The sequence below is a fragment of the Psychrobacillus sp. INOP01 genome (genome assembly GCF_018140925.1).
GTDB lineage: Bacteria > Bacillota > Bacilli > Bacillales_A > Planococcaceae > Psychrobacillus.
In genome coordinates, this window is sequence record NZ_CP073315.1 from 3,701,400 (window position 1) to 3,721,899 (window position 20,500).

Annotated in this window: 18 protein-coding genes, 1 pseudogene, 3 riboswitches and 1 other annotated feature; of the genes and pseudogenes, 15 read left to right on the forward strand and 4 right to left on the reverse strand. The window is 35.3% G+C overall.

Going from position 1 to position 20,500, the window contains the following annotated elements:
* Positions 1-170 precede the first annotated feature (170 nt).
* Positions 171-1,031: a YitT family protein gene (locus KD050_RS18050; protein ID WP_211893697.1), complete on the forward strand. Its 861-nt coding sequence runs from the start codon at positions 171-173 to the stop codon at positions 1,029-1,031.
* 61 nt (positions 1,032-1,092) lie between these two features.
* Here the strand turns inward: KD050_RS18050 and KD050_RS18055 are convergent, their stop codons facing one another.
* Positions 1,093-1,314 carry a hypothetical protein gene (locus KD050_RS18055; RefSeq protein ID WP_211893698.1) on the reverse strand — a complete coding sequence of 74 codons (222 nt, stop codon included), beginning with the start codon at positions 1,312-1,314 and terminating at the stop codon, positions 1,093-1,095.
* 158 nt (positions 1,315-1,472) lie between these two features.
* Here KD050_RS18055 and KD050_RS18060 point away from each other — a divergent pair, with 158 nt between their 5' ends.
* The 5 genes and pseudogenes from KD050_RS18060 to ribE (KD050_RS18080) all read left to right on the forward strand — a co-directional run bounded on the left by KD050_RS18060 (position 1,473) and on the right by ribE (KD050_RS18080) (position 5,360).
* Positions 1,473-2,228 carry an SDR family NAD(P)-dependent oxidoreductase gene (locus tag KD050_RS18060; RefSeq protein WP_211893699.1) on the forward strand — a complete coding sequence of 252 codons (756 nt, stop codon included), beginning with the start codon at positions 1,473-1,475 and terminating at the stop codon, positions 2,226-2,228.
* Positions 2,229-2,243: 15 nt separating this feature from the next.
* A complete protein-coding gene (locus KD050_RS18065; RefSeq protein WP_211893700.1) occupies positions 2,244-2,684 on the forward strand; it encodes a MarR family transcriptional regulator in 441 nt (146 codons plus the stop codon).
* A 175-nt stretch (positions 2,685-2,859) separates the two neighbouring features.
* Positions 2,860-2,991, forward strand: a riboswitch (FMN riboswitch).
* Between the two features lie 114 nt (positions 2,992-3,105).
* A riboswitch (FMN riboswitch) is annotated at positions 3,106-3,237 on the forward strand.
* 116 nt (positions 3,238-3,353) lie between these two features.
* Positions 3,354-3,485: riboswitch (FMN riboswitch) on the forward strand.
* A gap of 140 nt (positions 3,486-3,625) precedes the next feature.
* On the forward strand, positions 3,626-4,258 hold the full coding sequence (gene ribE, locus KD050_RS18070) for a riboflavin synthase (RefSeq protein ID WP_211893701.1): 633 nt from the start codon (positions 3,626-3,628) through the stop codon (positions 4,256-4,258).
* A gap of 12 nt (positions 4,259-4,270) precedes the next feature.
* Positions 4,271-4,858: pseudogene (ribB, locus tag KD050_RS18075) on the forward strand (3,4-dihydroxy-2-butanone-4-phosphate synthase); the annotation flags it as partial.
* A 37-nt stretch (positions 4,859-4,895) separates the two neighbouring features.
* The gene (gene ribE, locus KD050_RS18080; protein WP_211893703.1) at positions 4,896-5,360 is read left to right on the forward strand and encodes a 6,7-dimethyl-8-ribityllumazine synthase; all 465 of its coding nucleotides are present in this window, start codon (positions 4,896-4,898) and stop codon (positions 5,358-5,360) included.
* 110 nt (positions 5,361-5,470) lie between these two features.
* On the opposite strand, the gene KD050_RS18085 is transcribed toward ribE (KD050_RS18080), so the two are convergent.
* Complete coding sequence (locus tag KD050_RS18085; RefSeq protein ID WP_211893704.1) at positions 5,471-5,794, reverse strand: DUF3889 domain-containing protein; 324 nt, start codon at positions 5,792-5,794, stop codon at positions 5,471-5,473.
* Positions 5,795-6,022: 228 nt separating this feature from the next.
* On the opposite strand from KD050_RS18085, the gene KD050_RS18090 reads away from it, so the two are divergent.
* The 5 genes from KD050_RS18090 (at position 6,023) to KD050_RS18110 (ending at position 14,293) form a co-directional block, all read left to right on the forward strand.
* On the forward strand, positions 6,023-7,111 hold the full coding sequence (locus KD050_RS18090) for an NAD(P)-dependent alcohol dehydrogenase (protein WP_211893705.1): 1,089 nt from the start codon (positions 6,023-6,025) through the stop codon (positions 7,109-7,111).
* A 128-nt stretch (positions 7,112-7,239) separates the two neighbouring features.
* Positions 7,240-8,025, forward strand: coding sequence for an SDR family NAD(P)-dependent oxidoreductase (locus KD050_RS18095; RefSeq protein ID WP_211893706.1), 786 nt, complete (start codon positions 7,240-7,242; stop codon positions 8,023-8,025).
* Between the two features lie 340 nt (positions 8,026-8,365).
* On the forward strand, positions 8,366-9,799 hold the full coding sequence (gene hpaB / locus KD050_RS18100) for a 4-hydroxyphenylacetate 3-monooxygenase, oxygenase component (RefSeq protein WP_211893707.1): 1,434 nt from the start codon (positions 8,366-8,368) through the stop codon (positions 9,797-9,799).
* Positions 9,800-10,030: 231 nt separating this feature from the next.
* Positions 10,031-10,271: a binding site (T-box leader), on the forward strand.
* A gap of 55 nt (positions 10,272-10,326) precedes the next feature.
* Positions 10,327-13,422, forward strand: coding sequence for an isoleucine--tRNA ligase (gene ileS, locus KD050_RS18105; RefSeq protein WP_211893708.1), 3,096 nt, complete (start codon positions 10,327-10,329; stop codon positions 13,420-13,422).
* A 346-nt stretch (positions 13,423-13,768) separates the two neighbouring features.
* Positions 13,769-14,293 (forward strand): P-loop nucleotide/nucleoside kinase family protein, encoded by a 525-nt coding sequence (locus KD050_RS18110; RefSeq protein WP_211893709.1) that lies wholly within the window; start codon positions 13,769-13,771, stop codon positions 14,291-14,293.
* Between the two features lie 193 nt (positions 14,294-14,486).
* Here the strand turns inward: KD050_RS18110 and KD050_RS18115 are convergent, their stop codons facing one another.
* Positions 14,487-15,302: a hypothetical protein gene (locus KD050_RS18115; protein WP_211893710.1), complete on the reverse strand. Its 816-nt coding sequence runs from the start codon at positions 15,300-15,302 to the stop codon at positions 14,487-14,489.
* Positions 15,295-15,807, reverse strand: coding sequence for a sigma-70 family RNA polymerase sigma factor (locus KD050_RS18120; RefSeq protein WP_211893711.1), 513 nt, complete (start codon positions 15,805-15,807; stop codon positions 15,295-15,297). The genes KD050_RS18115 and KD050_RS18120 overlap by 8 nt, the downstream gene beginning before the upstream one ends.
* A gap of 282 nt (positions 15,808-16,089) precedes the next feature.
* On the opposite strand from KD050_RS18120, the gene KD050_RS18125 reads away from it, so the two are divergent.
* From KD050_RS18125 to KD050_RS18140, 4 genes are all read left to right on the forward strand, one after another.
* A complete protein-coding gene (locus tag KD050_RS18125) occupies positions 16,090-16,839 on the forward strand; it encodes a LysM peptidoglycan-binding domain-containing protein (protein WP_211893712.1) in 750 nt (249 codons plus the stop codon).
* A gap of 545 nt (positions 16,840-17,384) precedes the next feature.
* Positions 17,385-18,104, forward strand: coding sequence for a TrkA C-terminal domain-containing protein (locus tag KD050_RS18130; protein WP_211893713.1), 720 nt, complete (start codon positions 17,385-17,387; stop codon positions 18,102-18,104).
* A 109-nt stretch (positions 18,105-18,213) separates the two neighbouring features.
* Positions 18,214-18,855: a GMC oxidoreductase gene (locus KD050_RS18135; RefSeq protein ID WP_235753848.1), complete on the forward strand. Its 642-nt coding sequence runs from the start codon at positions 18,214-18,216 to the stop codon at positions 18,853-18,855.
* Between the two features lie 176 nt (positions 18,856-19,031).
* Positions 19,032-20,297 (forward strand): M48 family metallopeptidase, encoded by a 1,266-nt coding sequence (locus KD050_RS18140; protein ID WP_211893714.1) that lies wholly within the window; start codon positions 19,032-19,034, stop codon positions 20,295-20,297.
* Positions 20,298-20,500: the final 203 nt, after the last annotated feature.

Below are 20,500 nucleotides of genomic sequence, written 5' to 3' on the forward strand. Positions count from 1 at the left end.
AAGTTTACAGGCTTGTCTTATGGTTGTGTTTCAAATTCACAATTGTATTATGTGTACTAATAGTGCTTGGTAGTAAGATTCTGACTTGTAACCAACCTATTTTTTCTTTAAAATTATAAAATGAACAATCTTTGTTCAATCTGTTTATTATAAGGGAGTTTTTCAAGCGTATGCAAAAGAACAAAGTGGCGGACACAATCCGTAAAATAATTATGATTGTAATAGGTGCAGCAATTGCGGCTTATGCACTTGAAGCAGTTTTAATACCGAACTCAGTTATTGATGGTGGAGTAACAGGAGTTAGTATCATGGGTATGTACTTATTTAACATTCCTCTTGGAGTATTATTATTTGTGTTAAATATTCCGTTTGTGTACTTAGGTTATAAACAAGTCGGTAAAACCTTCGCAATAATGAGTATTATTGGGATTGCATCATTATCTATATCTACAGTTTTAATGCATCATATTGAGCCAATTTTAAGTGCACAGGATCCCTTATTAGTAGTAATTTCTGGTGGTGTTATGCTAGGTGTTGGTATTGGAGTTGTCCTACGTAACGGTGGAGCACTCGATGGAGCAGAAGTTCTCGCAGTCCTTGTTTCTCGCAAAGTACCTTTTTCAGTAGGAGATATTATTCTTTTCATAAATGCGTTTATTTTCGTAGGTGCAGGTTTTATTTATGGATTAGAAAGTGCTCTATATTCAGCTACAACTTATTACATAGCTAAAATTGTTATAGACGTTATTCAAGTAGGACTTGAAAATTCAAAATCTGTTCGGATTGTTAGTAAAAAATCGGAGGAAATTGGTTCTGCAATTCAGGATCGTTTAGGTCGTGGTGTTACATATTCCAGTGGCCGTGGTGGTTTTTCTAATGAAACAATGGACATTGTCACATGTGTAATCACTCGAATGGAAGAAAACAAATTAATAACGATTATTAAAGAAATGGACCCAACTGCTTTTGTTGTTATCACTGAAGTGGCAGAAGTAAGAGGTGGTAGCTTCAAAAAACGAGATATTCACTAATACAAAATACCCGTTAAATGAGTATTTAATCATTTAACGGGTATTTATTGTATAGAAATTATTATCGTTTTTTCTTCCCAAGATCCTTAATAGAAGTTTTATTTTTATCCACAACTTTTTCAAATTCTACTTGTACTCGGATACCATTTTCTTCTGTTTCTTGAACGCTAATTATTTTGCCTTTTCTTCCTTTAATTTTTAGTTCCTCATCTACTGCAGGGATAACTCTTAATACTTGAGTTAAAACAATTATATTTTTCTCCATAAAATGAACTGCAAACATTTCCATTTCCCCCTTTTTTTCTAAATTAGAATCTATGTATTTTATGATTTTCTAAAAGATATAGAACTTCGATAAGTTATAAAACATATTAGTTTATCGATAAATAGTTTAGTGTTAAACTATATTGGAAATAAAAATTTATTAAAGGAGTGTTACGAATGAGTAAACTTCAAGACAAAGTTGTAATTATTACTGGTGGTGCCGGAGGAATTGGGTTCGGAATGGCAAAAGCAATGGTGAAAGAAGGAGCAATCGTTACGATTGTAGATGTTAATGATGAAACAGGAAATGCAAGTGAAAAATTATTGCAAGAAATTTCTCCAAAATCTATGTTTGTAAAAGCTGATCTTATGGATCGTGAAAACTTACCTAATATCATTAAAACAGTAGTTGATAAGTACGGTAAGATAGATGTACTTGTGAATAATGCACATGCATCGAAACAATTGACGTTTGAGAACATTACACAAGCTGATCTAGACCTATCATTTGGTACTGGATTTTATCCTACATTCTATTTGATGCAGGCAGCACTTCCTTATCTAAAAGAAACGAAAGGAAATATTATTAACTTTGCTTCTGGAGCAGGGCTGGCCGGGCATGAAACACAAGCGGCATATGCAGCTGCAAAAGAAGCTATTCGCGGAATATCTCGAGTTGCAGCAAATGAATGGGGTCGCTTTGGCATTAATGTAAATATCATTAGTCCGCTGGCAAACTCAGAAGGGGTACAAGCATGGGCACAAGCACAACCTGAATATTATGAATCTGTAGTAAGTAAAATTCCAATGGGTCGCTTTGGTGATGTGGAAGAGGATATTGGTCGTGTAGCTGTGTTTTTAGCAAGTGAGGACTCTAGGTATATGACAGGTCAAACAATGATGGTGGATGGCGGATCCATCATGCTCCGCTAAATAAGAGTGATTTGTATGGAAAAAACAAATTTATTTAAACTTATTCATTCAAGTGAATTAATTTCAAACGAAAATATTGTCAAGTTTTCCTCTAAGTTTGCATATCCAGTTGGAATATCAGCAATTTTAGTATTAGCTCAGTTACGTACAAATGGACCGAAAAAACAAAGTGAATTAGCAGACATTCTTCAATATTCAAAAGGAGCAATAACCAATATTTCATCAAAACTTGTGAAATTTGAGCTTGCTGAACGACTGTATGATGAAGAAGATCGCAGGACGATCCATCTGAAGATAACCGCTAAAGGTCAATCAGCTCTAATTGAAGCACAAAAACTAGGTGAAGAAATATATGTGGAGTTATTTGAAGAATTAACCGAGGAGGAGCTTGACCAATATTTAAGCATACAGAAGAAAATATTAAATGGTATGAAAAATAAAAGATTGTCAATATAACCTTCTATTTACACAAATTTGTAATTCGTCAATTACCTTTAAATGAGGGAATTGGCGTTTTTTTATATCGTTTTCTTATTTTATTATTTTTTAGATAAGGGTGAGTCATCGTAATAAAAGTCTAACTTCCTTGCAAATAAATTCAAGTCTTGCTATTCTAATATCAGTTAAATAAATTATCCTTCGGGGTCGGGTGAAAGTCCCAATCGACAGTAAGAGAGTAATCTCGGAGCCTGTGAGCCGTAAAACGCATGATTTGGTGTGAATCCAAAGCCGACAGTTACAGTCTGGATGGGAGAAGGAGTAGGTCGCCTATTGTCTAGGTTTTTTTAGTTCTGCTAAAAAGACTTAACGAAAGGGCTTATTAAAGTATGACTTCTCTCGCATCCGATAAATTTTGGATGCGTTTTTTAATTGAATAATTATCCTTCGGGGTCGGGTGAAAGTCCCAATCGACAGTAAGAGAGTAATCTCAGAGCCTGTGAGCCGTAAAACGCATGATTTGGTGTGAGTCCAAAGCCGACAGTTACAGTCTGGATGGGAGAAGGAGTAGGTCGCCTATTGTCTAGGTTTTTTTAGTTCTGCTAAAAAAAAACGTAACGAAAGGGCTTATTAAAGTATGACTTCTCTCGCATCCGATAAATTTTGGATGCGTTTTTTAATTGAATAATTATCCTTCGGGGTCGGGTGAAAGTCCCAATCGACAGTAAGAGAGTAATCTCAGAGCCTGTGAGCCGTAAAACGCATGATTTGGTGTAAATCCAAAGCCGACAGTTACAGTCTGGATGGGAGAAGGAGTAGTTCAATGCTTTTTGAGAGTTAATGACAAAAGGCTTATTTGAATCTACCTAATTTTCCTCCGACACCTATGTGTACGGAGTTTTTTATTTATATGGGATTTACAATTTTCGCCTTAAAATACTTAGTAAAAGGAGGAAGCAATGTTTACAGGAATTATTGAAGAGCTAGGCACAGTAAAGAACGTTCAAAAAAGTGCAAGCAGTATGCAACTTGTTATACGTGCCGAACGAATTTTAGAAGACATAAAATTAGGTGATAGTATCGCAGTGAATGGTGTTTGTTTAACAGTAATTGAGTTTTCACAATTCCAATTTACAGTAGATGTTATGCCAGAAACGTTTCACGCGACTACAACAAAATTATTAAACAGTGGTTCAGCTGTAAACTTAGAAAGAGCAATGGCGGCAAATGGTCGATTTGGTGGTCATTTCGTTTCAGGGCACGTTGACGGAGTCGGTACAATTTTGAAGAAACGTCCTACTGCAAATGCAGTTTATATTGATATAAGTGTACCAGAAGAAGTGAGTCACTTTTGTATACCAAAGGGCTCCATTACGATTGATGGCACAAGCTTAACGATTTTTGAAATAAATAAATCGACAATAACCGTGTCCCTAATTCCCCATACAAATAAGGAGACCGTCCTAGGGATGAAAAAAGAGCGTGAACTAGTCAATATTGAATGTGACATGCTAGGAAAGTATATGCATCAATATGTTACAAATAAGGAATCGACTATTACACGAGATTTTTTAAAGCAGAACGGTTTTTAAGGAGATAATAACATGCTAAATACGATAGAAGAAGCAATTTCGGATCTAAAACAAGGAAAGCTCATTATTTTAGTAGATGATGAAAACCGCGAAAACGAAGGTGATTTCCTTTGCTTAGCAGAATTTGCAACACCAGAAAATATTAATTTCATGGCCAAGTATGGTCGAGGATTGATTTGTATGCCAATTCATGAGGAAATCGCACAGGAATTGCAATTACAACCGATGGTTTCTAACAATACAGATTTTCATCAAACTGCATTCACTGTGTCGATTGATCACGAGACCACATCTACAGGTATTAGTGCATTCGATCGTTCAGAAACAATGCTGCAAGTCATTAATCCACAAGCAAGTGCACTTCAATTTAAGCGACCTGGACATGTCTTCCCACTAATTGCAAAGCCTGGTGGTGTATTAGAAAGACGTGGACATACAGAGGCTGCAGTGGATTTTGGAACACTTTGTGCTTCAGCTAAAGCAGGTGTAATTTGTGAAATTATGAAAGATGACGGATCAATGGCACGTCTACCGGATTTACTTGAATTTGCCCAACAATTCCATATGAAAATTGTAACAATCGAAGAATTATCAAGTTATTTAATAAATATTAAAGCTAGCTAAAGGAGAGAATAAAATGGTAAAAACAATAGAAGCAAATTTAATTGGCACAGATTTGAAAATAGGTATTGTCGTAGGGCGTTTTAATGATTTCATCAATGCAAAGTTAGTTGATGGTGCAATTGATGGATTAAAACGTCATGGAATAGCAGATGATAACATTGAGGTTGCTTGGGTTCCTGGTGTATTTGAAGTTCCTTTTATTGCGAAAAAAATGGCTGAATCCCATAATTACGATGCTGTCATTGGTCTTGGAACTGTAATAAGAGGATCTACCACACACTATGATTATGTATGCAATGAGGCGGCAAAAGGAATTGCACAGGTAGGTTTACAAACTGGGGTACCGGTTATTTTCGGTATTGTTACAACAGAATCCATTGAGCAAGCAATAGAACGGGCAGGTACAAAAGCTGGAAACAAAGGATACGATGCAGCAATCTCAGCTATTGAGATGGCAAACCTTTTGAAAATAATGTAACTTCCGAGTCGTAATGTGAGAGAAAGCCAATGACATGCATGATTGGCTTTCTTAATAATTTTAGTGCTAATGTCTAAAAAACAATGAACAAAATAGTGCTTAAATTTATCCTAAATTTCTTGGATTTGAATATTAAGTAGCTCATCAGTCTCTGTCTTAAATTCAATTTTTACAGAGACTCCAAATTCTTTGTCACTATCTTTTAACCATAATCTAAATTTTTCAATTGTAGTATTTCCTTTAGATTCTCTTCCTTCGTGGAGGTAGTCAATAATACTCGCATTGGGATATTTGGATTGAGTTTCTTTTATAGCGAGCTGTCCCCACTTAGCGTAGGCAGGTATTTCTTGTTGTGCGAGAGCAATTGTAGGTATATGTGTTGAAACTGATTGGGTGGAAGCGATAATTCCAAATGCAACAACTATTTTCTGCATAATTGATTTCATCTCCTTTACCTTAGGATGTGTCATTTACTATAAATCATTCTGTATCTAGTATGTTTACTGAAAAACAACACACAACTATAATGTATATACATTTAGAAATAAAGTACTCCCACTTAAATTCTAATCTTTATAATTGCTTTACTAAGAAAGGAAATATATGATGTTTATGTAGGTAAATAATTTTTTGTATCACAATTATAGTGGAGGTTACATGTCATGAAAATTAAAGCAGCAGTTACACCGGGACAAGGGGAAGCATTCCAAATTGAAGAAGTTGATCTTGCTAATCCAAAATCAAACGAGGTATTAGTGAAAATTGTTGCAACCGGTGTTTGTCATACAGATGCAGTTGCACGTGATTTAGCAATTGCTCCACTTCCAGCTGTACTTGGTCACGAAGGATCAGGAATTATTGAACAAGTTGGTGATGGGGTTAAGGGACTAGAGGTTGGTGATCATGTTGTCCTATCTTTTGCTCATTGTGGTTCTTGCTCGAATTGTTTAACAGGACATCCAACAGTTTGCGAAACGTTTAATGATTTAAACTTTGGTGGAGTTCATGATGATAATACAAAAAGGTTAAGTAAAGACGGAGTTGAACTTTCAACGTTCTTTGGACAATCTGCTTTTGGGACATATGCAATTGCACACGAACGTAATGTTATTAAAGTAGACAAAGATGTAGATTTGGCATTACTAGGACCTCTAGGGTGTGGAATTCAAACAGGTGCAGGTACTGTTCTTAACCGTATCCAGCCTGAATTTGGTTCGTCAATCGTAATTTACGGAAGTGGAGCTGTTGGTTTATCAGCAATAATGGCAGCAAAAATTGTTGGCTGCAAGCATATTATTGCTGTGGATGTACATGATTCACGTCTTGAATTAGCCAAAGAGTTAGGAGCAACACATACATTGAACGGACGTAACGTAGATGTAGTGGCAGAAGTGAAGGCCATTACTAATGGTGGTTCTAATTATGCAGTTGAAACAACAGGTGTACCTCCAGTCGTTAAACAAAGCTTAAATGCCCTTCGCCCTCTTGGTACTTGTGCAATTGTTGGGGTAACACCAGAAATGCCAATAGATATACATAATGATTTAATGGCAGAAGGTAAAACAATGATGGGGGTTATCGAAGGAGATTCAGTGCCACGAGTATTCATACCAGAACTTGTTGCATACTACAAAGCAGGGAAGTTCCCATTTGATAAACTAGTAAAATTCTATGACTTCGATCAAATTAACGAAGCTTTCGAAGATTCTAAATCTGGTATTGCAATTAAACCTATATTAAAAATTAGCTAATTCATAAACCCAGTACATATTTTAGTGTACTGGGGTTTTATATGACCTGAGCAATAATTCTGACAAATGATAAACTTGTAATATAATGAAAGATGAACAAGATTACTGAATTAGAGGAGGGCAACACTATGGAATTAGGGTTATCAGGAAAAGTAGCGATAGTAACTGGTTCAAGTAAAGGGATAGGTTTACAAACTGCTTTACAATTAGTCCAAGAAGGAGCTAATGTAGTTCTTTGCGCACGTGGAGAAGAAGAATTAAAAGAAGCAGCAGCGTTCATTAAAAGTGAAACTGGAACAGAGGTATTAATTGCTCCTGCTGATATTACAAAAGAGGATGCGTGTAAAGAAATTGTTCAAAAAACAGTAGATCGTTATGGACGTATTGATATTTTAGTTAATAATGCCGGTACTTCGTCCGCGAATCCTTTTGAATCAGTTGATACAGATTTATGGCAAACAGATTTAGACTTAAAATTATTTGGAGCAATACATACTTCAAAAGCCGCTCTACCATATATGAGAAAAGTAGGCGGGGGAGCGATTGTGAACGTAACGGCAGTTTTGGGGAAAACACCGCCTGCCAATTCTTTACCAACGACAGTTAGTCGAGCAGCTGGTATGGCATTGACTAAAGCTATGAGTAAAGATTTAGGAAAAGACAATATTCGTGTTAATACAGTTTGCATTGGCCTAATCAGAAGTAATCAAATCGAATTAAAATGGAAAAAAGAAGCTCCTGAACTTACTTGGGAGGAATATTCAAGAAATGTAGTTGGCCCTTCGGTTCCACTCCAACGAATTGGTGAAACAGCAGAAGCAGCAAATGTCATTACTTTTTTAGTCTCAGATGCAGCATCTTATGTTACTGGAACATCTGTAAACATCGACGGTGGATCTGGTGGAACACTTTAAACAAAAAATGAACCCGAATGGAAGACCTATAAACGGTCCCATTCTGTTCTTATATGGGGAAATTAACTTCTGAAATTGATTGGCTACAAATTTTAACAACAGATCCACTTCCTCGTAGCTTTTGCCTATCGTGTCTGATTCTAAAGACATAGAGAATGGAACCATAAATAAGTATCTAGTAGGTGGTATGTTACAGATTCCCAAGAAGAGATGGCATTGAAAACAGTGAAGCTCTACTATTTTGAGTGAGGAGACAGCTTTGTTTATTTTATAGTCACACCTTAACTAAAATAGTAATAATATAATGCTAAGAACAGCCTAATGCATTAGGAGTGAGAGTATGCCGGCTATAACGGGGAAACAGTATATTGATCGGATTGACCAGTTGAAAACGGACGTTTGGATAGACGGAAAGCCTGTCACAGGGAATATTTCGGAGCATCCTGCGTTTAAAGGAATTATCAAAAGTCAGGCAGCATTATATGATCTGCAGCATCATAAAGACTTAATATGTGTTCTAACGTATTTGTCACCAATTAGCAAAAACCGGATAGGTATGTCGTATTTGCAGCCGAAGACAAAAGAGGACTTAGTGGCAAGACGTGAAATGGTACAGCACTGGGCTAAATCGAATAATGGATTAATGGGAAGAAGTCCAGATTATATGAACACAACATTAATGGCTTTAGCTTCATCCGTTCATTTGTTGCAGGATCAAAAGAACTGTTTTCCAGATAATCTGCAATCATTTTATGAATACGCAAGAGAAAATGATATCTCCATGACCCATACTTTTATAGAACCACAAGTAAATCGAACACTACTGTATGTGGAGCGTTCGAATGAACCGATTGCCGCAAAAATAATAGATAGGAACGAAGATGGAATCATAGTAAAAGGTGCACGACTCCTTGCGACACAAGGTGGAATAACGGATGAATTATTAGTAATCGCAGCAGGAGGGAAAGTAGAAGAGGATAATAGTTTCGCATTTTCCATACCTAGTAATACAAAAGGGTTAAGGTTCATATGTAGAGAATCATTTGTTGGAGGGGATTCCTCTTTTAACTATCCATTAAGTTCGAAATATGAAGAAATGGATAGCGTTGTAGTGTTTGATAATGTCTTAGTTCCCTGGGAGCGCGTATTTTATTATGATAATATCCATATATCAAATAATTTTATGAAGTCGAACTCGTTCCTACCCTTTACACTTCATCAAGTAGTATCTAGGCAAATTATAAAAACCGAATTCATACTGGGGATTGTCCAATTAATTATCGATGCCATTAATATTGATGAATACCAGCATGTGCAAGAAAAAGCATCTGAAATAATCATAGCTCTGGAGACGATGAAAGCATTAGTGATAAAATCAGAGGTAGAGGCCCAAATAGACAAAGGGGGTTGGATGCAACCAGATCGCGCCACATTACAAATTGCAATGAATGTATTTCCACACATTTATCCGAGGTTTACGGAAATCATTCAGCTCTTAGGTGCGAGTGGATTAATGTCCATCCCAACCGAAAGTGCATTTCAATCACCTATTAAAAACGAGTTAAATCATTACTTACAATCCAGTGAGGACATTGGAGAGGACCGTGTGAAACTTTTTCGATTAGCATGGGACTTAACGATGAGCGCTTTTGGCACAAGACAAACTCTATACGAACGTTTTTTCTTCGGGGATCCTGTCCGACTTGCTAGTCAGCTATACTATTCCTATGATATGGATGAATATGTGCAACGAGTGAAAAATATATTGGAATGAGTCCACAGAACTTTGAAGCTTTTTGCGTTTGCAAGGCTTTTTGTCATAAACACTGGTTTTCAAATGAATCAAAAAATGGTTAGTATTAACTTGAACTTATTCATTCATTAATGTAGAAATTGAAGGCTTCTGATACTGAGCAGTTTGCGGCTAATATAAACACTATTAGCATTCGGAAAAATAATTGACACTATTTACTAAATTTGTTATAGTACTATTCAATAAAAGCATATAAATTCGTTGAAGAGAAAGAGTAATGTATCTATAAGTTCCCCAGAGAGCTGACAAATTGGTGAAAGTCAGTGTGCAAGTGATACATGAATATCCTCTCTGAGAAGAAGAGCTGAAGATTTTAGTAAGCTTATCCGGGTGTCTACCGTTAAAAAGAACACGTATGATTTGTACGTTGCTAAGTGCTATTGGATCGGCTCAATAGAATTAGGGTGGTATCGCGGTTAACCCCGTCCCTTTACTCGGGACGGGGTTTTTTGTATGCCTTTTATACAAAATGTATAGGAGGAAAAGTTATGAGCATGCATGAAGTAAAAGAAAGTAAAGTAGAACGGGAACAAAGAATACGTGAGTATTGGCAAAACAATAATACCTTCGAAAAATCTGTACAAAATCGGGAAGAGGCTACACCATTTGTCTTTTATGAAGGTCCACCAACAGCAAATGGACTTCCACATGTAGGCCATGCACTCGGAAGAACGATTAAAGATGTCGTAGCTCGCTATAAAACTATGCAGGGATACAAAGTAAAGCGAAAGGCAGGATGGGACACACATGGTTTACCAGTTGAACTAGGGGTGGAGAAACAGCTAGGAATCTCAGGTAAACAAGATATCGAAAATTATGGTATTGAGGATTTTGTTAAGAAATGCAAGGAAAGTGTATTCACATATGAAAGAGTTTGGCGTTCCTTTACGGAGGAACTAGGTTATTGGGTAGACATGGATAACCCTTATTTAACATTAAGTAACGATTATATTGAAAGTGTATGGAATATTTTAAGTAAAGTGCATCGCGATAAATTGCTCTACAAAGGTCATCGTGTGTCACCTTATTGTCCTAGCTGCCAAACATCCCTGAGTTCACATGAAGTGGCGCAAGGTTATAAGGATGTGAAAGATCTCTCAGCCACTGTTAAATTTAAACTCGCAAATGTTAATGAATTTTTTCTCGGTTGGACTACAACGCCTTGGACGTTACCAGCTAACGTAGCGCTTGCTATGAATCCTTCTCTTGTTTATGTCCGAGCTAAGGTAGAAGATGAAATATATATAGTTGCAAAATCATTAGTTCCTGCTGTATTAGGAGAAAAAGCTATCATCCTAAGTGAACATTCAGGAGACGAATTTGATGGTGTTCCTTACCTTCCTCCATTCCATTATGTAGACGTACCAAAAGGGCATCTTGTCGTGTTAGCAGATTATGTAACAGAAACGAGTGGTACAGGGATTGTGCATATTGCCCCGGCATATGGTGAGGATGATTATCGAACAGTGCAACAAAATGGACTTTCCTTTGTAAATGTCGTGGATCAGCGAGGGTGTTATACAGAAGTAGTCACGGATTTAGAGGGTAAATTTGTGAAAGACTGTGACGTTGAGATTATTAAGCTATTATCGACCAAGGGGTTACTATTTCATAAAGAGAAATATGAACATAGCTATCCCCATTGTTGGCGATGTGATTCTCCACTTCTTTATTATGCAACGGACAGTTGGTTCATCAAGATGTCAGCATTAAAAGAGCAACTAGTTGAAAATAATGAAAAGGTTAATTGGTACCCTGATCACATTAAAAATGGGCGCTTTGGTAATTTCTTAGAAAATGTAGTGGATTGGAATATAAGCCGTAATCGTTACTGGGGAACCCCTTTAAACGTGTGGATTTGCTCAACTTGTGGAAACGAAGAGGCACCGACAAGTGTTGCATCTTTAGCCAGACTCGCATCTCAGCCATTACCGGGAAATTTAGAGTTGCATAAGCCATATATAGATGCCGTTATCTGTACTTGTCCAAAATGTAGTGGGGAGATGCTACGTACGCCTGAAGTAATAGATGTATGGTTTGATAGCGGATCGATGCCTTTTGCACAGCATCATTATCCATTTGGTGATAATAAACAATTTAACGAACAGTTCCCAGCGGATGTAGTGATAGAAGGAATTGACCAAACTAGAGGTTTCTTCTATAGCTTACTAGCGGTTTCAACACTTTTTACAGGAAAGGCACCTTATAAAAATGTATTATCACTTGGCCATGTATTGGATGAACAGGGACAGAAAATGTCAAAAAGCAAAGGTAATGCATTAGATCCACTCGAATTAATGCATCAGTACGGTGCCGATGCATTGCGCTGGGCATTATTGGTCGATAGTTCTCCATGGAATCCAAAACGTTTTTCAACAAAGATTGTCCAAGAAGCGAGTTCAAAGCTACTTGATACGCTTGATAATTTATATAAATTTTATTCACTATATGCAAATATTGATCAGTTTTCCTTTGATACAACAAAACCCGGTAACCAAACAAAAATGGACCGATGGATTCTTTCGCGGTTGAATAGTACGATTCAAAGGGTAACAATATATATGGATGATTATCAGTTTACCCAAGCTACTCGTGAAATCGCTGAGTTAGTAGAGGAAGTAAGTAATTGGTATGTACGTCGGTCAAGACAACGGTTTTGGGCAACAGGTTTTTCTGAGGATAAGCGTGCAGCCTTTAATACGTTATACTACGTATTAAGTAATGTTAGTAAGTTAGTTGCGCCGTTCAGTCCTTATATCGCAGAGGATATTCATTTAAAATTACACAATAATAGCGTTCATCTACGGGACTACCCAAAACATGACAGTAGTTTAATCGATGGAAAATTAGAGGATGATATGAATGCTGTATTGAAGATCGTTGAGTTAGGTCGCAGTATCCGTAGTTCATATAACTTGAAAGTGAAACAGCCACTAGCTGAAATGGTCATTTGTACAAACTTATCCAACGAAAGCTTGAAGGACTTTGGCTCCATTATTCAAGACGAATTAAACATAAAAGTATTAACTTGGGTAACAGATTTAAATGAATTAGAAGAAATTTCGTTTAAGTTAAATTTCAAAGTAGCTGGTGCTATATTTGGTAAAAATGTGAATAATGTAAAAAAGTATGTGGAGAATTTAACAGCTACCCAAAAACAATTATTGTTATCAAAAGGAAGTATACCAATAGTTATTTCAAATGAATCCTATGAATTATTAAAGGAGCATGTAATTACAGAAACCCATGTAAAAGAGGGCTATGCATTTGTAGAAGATGGTATTTATAAGGTACTTATTAATACGAAGTTAACCTCTGAGTTATTAGAAGAAGGACTGATTCGTGATTTTATACGAATCATTCAGGACACACGTAAAAAGTATAATTACCCAATTGAAAAATATATCAACCTTTCAATAAATTGTAGCGAAGATTCCAAATCATTAATCCAGCGCTTTGAATTTTTAATAAAATCAAATGTCTTAGTCCATAATATACAGTTTGTTTCAGAGCTTGTAACTGAATCAGCAATAACTGTTATGTTGAATAACCAAGAAGTAACCCTTAACATGCAGTTAGAATAATCGCTAAAAAGCAGCATTCGACAATTTATTATTGTTGAATGTTTTTTTTATTTAAAGAACATTATTAATGTCTACTTTTATCGAGGAAATTGAACAATATTAAAATAAAGGAATAGTATGGGGAAACTTATTATTTTCAATTAGTGAAACTTTCTTTTATAAAAAACGTATTTCTATTACCGTTTTTATAAACTAAATATTATGCAATTTAAACTAGATAATAAATCATCTTTAAAAGAATGTGAAAAAGTGATTATAAAAAAGAGAGCTATGCTGCCGGAAAATTCACTTACGCAGCAATTTAGTTTTACAAAGGAAAAGAATAAATTGAGGTGAGGTAATACTTATGTTTTTTGTACAAATGTCTGGCTTCCCAGGCTCCGGTAAATCCACTCTTGCACGACAAATTTTTAAAAGAACTGGAGCAGTTATCATTGATCATGATATTGTAAAATCGGCTTTATTACATTCTATAGAGGAAGGTGTTATTGATTTAAATCTTGCTGGTAAGATTTCATACAATATTGATTGGTCTTTAATTGAATTTCACTTATCACAAGGACAAGATGTAATATTTGATAGCCCTTGCTTATATCAAGAAATGATTGATAAAGGAACATCTTTATCTAAAAAATATAATGTGAAATATAAATATGTAGAGTGCTATCTTAACGATATTCATGAAACTAATTCTAGGTTAAAAAATCGTGAAAGAATGATAAGCCAAATAATAGAAATAAAGTCTGAAATAGCTTTTAAATCCACGATTGAAAATAGTAAAAAACCATGGGGATATAAGTACATGACTGTTGATACTGGACAACCATTAGAAAGTTACATCCAAGATGTAATGAATTATATATACGAATAGTGAAAGAAATTTTGTTTAGTCACCTTAACTTCTTGTTTATCTACTGCAATCGAAGCAATTGTTATTTCCTCCCTTATCCCTAAAACGAGGCGGTTAAATAGAAGGTTTTAGGTCTCTTGTTTTTAGTAAAATTGTTTTCGTTCACTAAAAAAATAGTAGCGCAAACCACTACAATGGTTTGTGCTACTTAAGGTTAAAAATTATCTGCATTCAGTAAGATAAATTCTTTTACAAACGCTACAACTTCATCTATGGGCTGTTTTAAATCATAGCCTATATGATAAATATTTCCTTTGTAGTAGGTGTACAATTCATTTGCAGATGTTACATTTACAGAAATGAGATCAGTCGCTTCATCATAATCATAATAACGATATACAAGTGCAGAGGGGGTTGTGCGAATTTGATGCATAAGGTATACCGATTCAGAGAGAGATTCCATTTGAACAGAATTGCCAACCCCATCCTCTGTTATTTTTGTGAAATCATTCAAAATAAATGGATTTATATCACTATTGCTCACCGAAATCACTAAAAAATCGGTAATTTTTTTATATTCATCACGTTTATCAAACATGAACTGCGTTTCGAATCCTATGTCACTTTCCACAACTATTACCGTGGAATCATATTGTTTTAGTTGAATGGAAGTTTCTGGAATTTTTATTGGGGATAGTGCCGCATATTCCTCTAAACTTATCGGTCGATAATACGTCAATTCACGATCAGCTTGATCATCATAATGTCTAAACATTTCACTGCTTGTAGCACCACCTAGACTCTCTACTTCAATCAAATTTTCCGAAAGGGAGGAATAAGTAGGAGGTAATGAAGACTTCACTACATTCAAAACAATAAAAATCATTGCAATAGTGACTACAGTAACAGTTAATCTATAAACAAGATGGTTTGTTTTCTTCGGACGATGCATGTTTGTTCGTACATATTGTTTCACGGATTGTGCCTCTTTTGTTATATCTTGAAGCTCCTTTAATCGAAAGTTAGCCATTCAATAGCGCCTCCCAATCTGCATTTTTTAATTGTTCTCTTAAACGTTCTCTTGCTTTATTTAGTCGAGATTTAATCGTACTTTCAGGTACTTTTAACAAATAGGAAATTTCTCTTGTCGTATATCCTTCAAAATAATAGTAGGTAATGGTTTCCCGTTGTTTTAGTGGTAAAGAGAAAATAGCTTCACTAATTTCATCCTCTTCCTCTTTCTGTATGAGGTGATTTGTATCATTACTGGATTGCGAGAACATTTTTTCGACTATTTTCATTTTCCGATAATGCCAGCTTTTTAAGTAATCCTTTGATTGATTAATAACCATCCTCAACAAGTAAGGCTTCATTTCCTCATCGAATAATGCAATTTGTTTATGATAAAACCTAATATACACTTCCTGTACAATATCTTGCGCTGTATGCATATTGTGCGTGTAATAATAACTCACACGAAGCAATTCTTTTGTATATTGCTGCATGAGCCGCTCTAATTTATCTTCGTCTATCAAGAAATTACCCCCTCTACAAGGAAAACGATTCTACTATTCAAAAAGACGACTTATTAAAAAATAACTTTTCAAATTTAATTAACCTTTTTTCTCCATTATAGAATAAATCGGGAACTATTCAGAATTGTTTTTGTTACTAATACAGGGAGGTTACTAAATCTACTTGGACAGCTTTTTTGATATGACTCACCCAATCCCACTGAGTTGAATACGATGTAAAGGATACAAATATGCACATTGTTTTTTGATTGGTATTTAGATAGGGGAGTGAAGTATAAGCATATGAATAATTTTTCAAATGGCGGATTTATCTATATTGTTCAACCTGGAGATAATTATTGGAGAATCGCACAGAGGTTTAATACAACTCCAGAGAATATTTTTACTGTTAATCGAGGTGTTAATCCGTACTCCCTTTTAGTAGGACAACATATTTTCATCCCAGTTTCACAAACAGCTATTCAAAATGTAGGACGAAACGAATGTATTAATCAGTCAGCAGTGGATCTAATGAATGATAATCGTAGTTTGTGGGAGGAGCATGTGGCATGGACTAGAATGGCGATTATAAGCCTTACATTTAACCTGCCAGACGTAGATTTTGTCATCGCACGTCTCTTGAAAAATGCGACAGATATGGGAGAAATGATTCGACCATTATATGGGGATGCTGCAGCTGACAGGTATGCAGAACTAATTAAGGAACATCTTACTTTTGCAGCTGATTTAGTAAAAGCAACGTTAGCTAAGGACCAGGAAGCAGCGAGAATTGCAGAACAAAAATGGTATGCTAATGCGGATGAAATCGCTGTATTTCTTAATAGCATTAACCCGTATTTACTGGAAGAAGACGTAAGAGAAATGTTCTACCACCACTTAGATTTAACAAAGCAGGAAGCTGTTTATATGATAAACAAGGATTATCAGAAAGACATTGAAGTATATGATAAGATTGAGGAACAAGCAAGGGAAATGGCGGATACCATATCGAAAGCAATGATTAGATTATATCCTAATATGTTTATGAAATAATTTCACACTATTTATAGAGGGATAGAATACTTAAATCTAACTTATACATGCTGAAGTAAAATGATTCTGATTGAGTTTGTGACGAACATAACTGTGATAAACAAGAAGCAACCCTTAGCATGCAGTTAGAATAATCGCTAAAAAGTATTCGATGATTTAATATTGTTGAATGCTTTTTTTATTTGAAGAACATTATTATTGTGATTAATTATTAAAGGTTTTTTGCCATTTTTATTGAAATAGTGGATTAGCAATAATCTTTAAAAGTTTGTTTTCTTTGATTGTCTACATATTCTAGGTGAACTTTTGAATTTTCGACTACTAGGTTTAATTTATTTGATAATACTTCTGTTGGAGAGAATGGTTGAATTATTAAAGCACCTAACATCTGTATAATCACTTTCATTGTATTAATGTTTTAATCTAGCTGCATATGGGAAAGTGGAGTTAAAAGTTTAACGAATATATATTTATCAATTGTTGGTTAAAATAGATTATCTTAAAGTTTTTTTATTTATCACAGATTTAACCGGAGGTGGAACCATATGGGGTATTTATTTATTTTAATATATTTAACCATTATTTTAGTTGTAATAGAAATTAATACCCTCCTATTTACTTTTACAGGACTTAAAAAGCATATTGCCAGATTTCAGGTTATCTCCATGCTTACAGGAACTGGATTTACGACTGGGGAATCAGAACTAATTATTGATCATCCCATACGCAGAAGGCTTGGTGCTTTTTTAATCCTCTTTGGTGCATTTTCATTAGCGGTTATTATTTCTGCAATTAGCAGCATACTGTCAGATGAATTTTTCACTATGAAAATAGGCTATGTCGCAGGAGTATTGGTTTTTTTCCTATTTGTTTTGAAAGTAGGTAAAGTAAAGAACAGACTATCCGACTTATTCGAGCGTGAATTGGAAACAAACTTTGATATTCAAGATTTGACAATAAAAGATGTCTTCCTAACAGAAGAGAATGATTACTTAGTGGAAGTTCCTCTACACAGTACTTCCAGCATGATTGGAGGGAAACTAATAGAAAAATTAAATTCAGAGGAAGACATAAATATTCTATTAATAAAGCGTGGTGAAATCATTATCCGAAAGGGAAGACTAAATACTGAACTTCAAGCTGGAGACTTCATCCTAATGTTCGGTGACAAAGAAGTGATTAGGAGTATGTTTAAAGCGGAACTGAAAGAACATGAAGCGGAGGCGAAGGGCGAAATTGATCGAAGGAATAATATCCAATCCTAAAATATATAATTAGAGATATAAAAAAATTGATGGTAAATTAGAAGCCGAATATGTAGGAAGTCTCCAAATTAGAAAACACTTTTATTTATATGAAGGTATTCTTTTATTTGTGAGAAACTTTACAATAAACACTTTGGTTTTTCATTATCTTATTGGACAACCGCCTAATAGTGGTAAAGCTCCGATTGGAACGAATTTAACGCCACCTGGTACACCACAATGGGGGAAAGAATTTAAAAAACAATCTTTATTCTATCATAATCGTTCGTTGACATTAGTTAGTCAAAAAGCGACGTTACCGTATAAAAATAACTATCTTGATTTAGACCCGATTTACAAAGATGAAAATGGAGATCAACTAATTCGCATTACGTGGGATTATTCCGATAACGATCGTGAAATTCATGCATTTATTCAAGAAAAGCAAGTTGAAATAATGGAAAAGTTGGGTGCCACACATTTGCTACCAGTTCTTATGGCTGAACATTATGCTGGAGGACTTGCTTATCAGTATAATGGAAGCGGCGTCATTATGGGTTCCGAACATAATACAAGTGCCGTAAACAATTATCTTCAAATGTGGGATATGGAAAACCTATTCGTATGTGGTGCTTCGGCATTCCCTCACTTTGGTGTAACAAACCCAACAACAACAGCTGCAGCACTCATTTACCGCGCAACTGAAGGGATGATTAAATACTTAAAAGATGGTGGCGGCCTGTTAGTTGAAGCAAGATTGAATAAAAACTAGTTTGATATATTGAAAATGCTCCCTGTGTTAGAAATAAATCGAAAACTATTCTATACTGTTTTGAATTGTATTTAACACAGGGAGACTTCAAAGTAGCCAAACACTATAGTTGGTTCTATCTTTCTTTTTTCTGATTACACTTAATGTAAGAAAGTGTGAATGGAGTTGAAGTGCATTTGAGGAAAAAATACGGAATTACTGCTCTTTTGTTATTTGGGGTATATGCATTAGTAATGTATGTATATATTTTTCATAGTAATAGTGGGGGGATACCAGGATCTTTGAAAGGTACGGTTGCAGATCCACAGGTTTTTATGTCGGAGCAGGAATTGTACCTTAGTGAGGAGTATTCAAAAATAAAGAATTTCCTCTTTTTTGTAGCTACACCTTTCGAGTGGCTTGTCTATATATTTGTATTATCTACTGGACTTTCTCGAGCATTTGAAAAATGGAATCCTTTGCGAAACAAATGGGCAATAGTGCAAAACGGAGTATATTTATTTTTGCTTTCCCTTTTTATATTTATCGTATTCTTTCCTTTAGACTACTACAGATATTCTTTAGGTAAGAGCTACGGGGTTAGTACCCAGGTTTTCGCTTCCTGGATGCGGGATAATGTAATTGGATTTTGGGTGGACTTCGGAATGACTGTAGTAATTGTGTCCGTTCTTTATTGGTTGATTAAGAAAAGTTCCAAAAAATGGTGGCTACTAGCTTGGCTATTAATGATTCCTTATTCCATCTTCCTTATGTTCATCCAACCAGTAGTAATCGACCCATTGTATAATGATTTTTACCCACTAACCAATAAAGAATTGGAGACGAAAATACTCACTTTAGCCGATCAAGCAAATATTCCAACCGAGCATGTGTATGAAGTGAATATGGCGGAAAAGACAAATGCGCTAAATGCTTATGTTACAGGTATTGGTAGTAATTCCAGAATCGTATTATGGGATACGACGTTAAACCGCTTATCAGAAAATGAAATTCTCTTCATTATGGCTCATGAAATGGGGCACTATGTGGAGAAACATATATATTTCGGAATAGCTGAATATATTTTAACTATGTTTCTGGGGCTCTGGTTAACAGCGAAAATAATGCCTTGGATCGTCGCTAGGTTTGGGCGTAGTTTAAAAATAAGGCAGATAAATGCTATTCACTCGTTACCATTGTTTTTACTAATTACATCCTTTCTATTATTCGCTTCAAGTCCACTTTCAAATTATATTTCTAGATATCAAGAAACAAGGGCTGATCAGTATGCAATAGAGTTAGTCGCAGACCCAAGTGCTGCTGTGAGCACTTTTCAAGAACTTACAAGAGCCGGGTTAAATGAAGTGAATCCTCCACTCCTTGTAAAATGGTTTCGATATTCCCATCCGACAATGCTGGAAAGGATTAATAAAGTAGCCAATGAAATAAAATCTAAAGAGTAAATAAGAAGATAATATAAAAGACTTGTCCTTTATAAAAGGCAAGTCTTTTAAATCTTCCTCCTTCTAATCTAACGAGAAAGAAAACAATCAACATGATTAACCTGGATGTAGAAGGATACAAGTCATAACTCTCTACTGCCTTTTATAATTTTCAATTTAACAGGAAAGAATTCATTTTGAATAACCTTCTATATATTCATTTT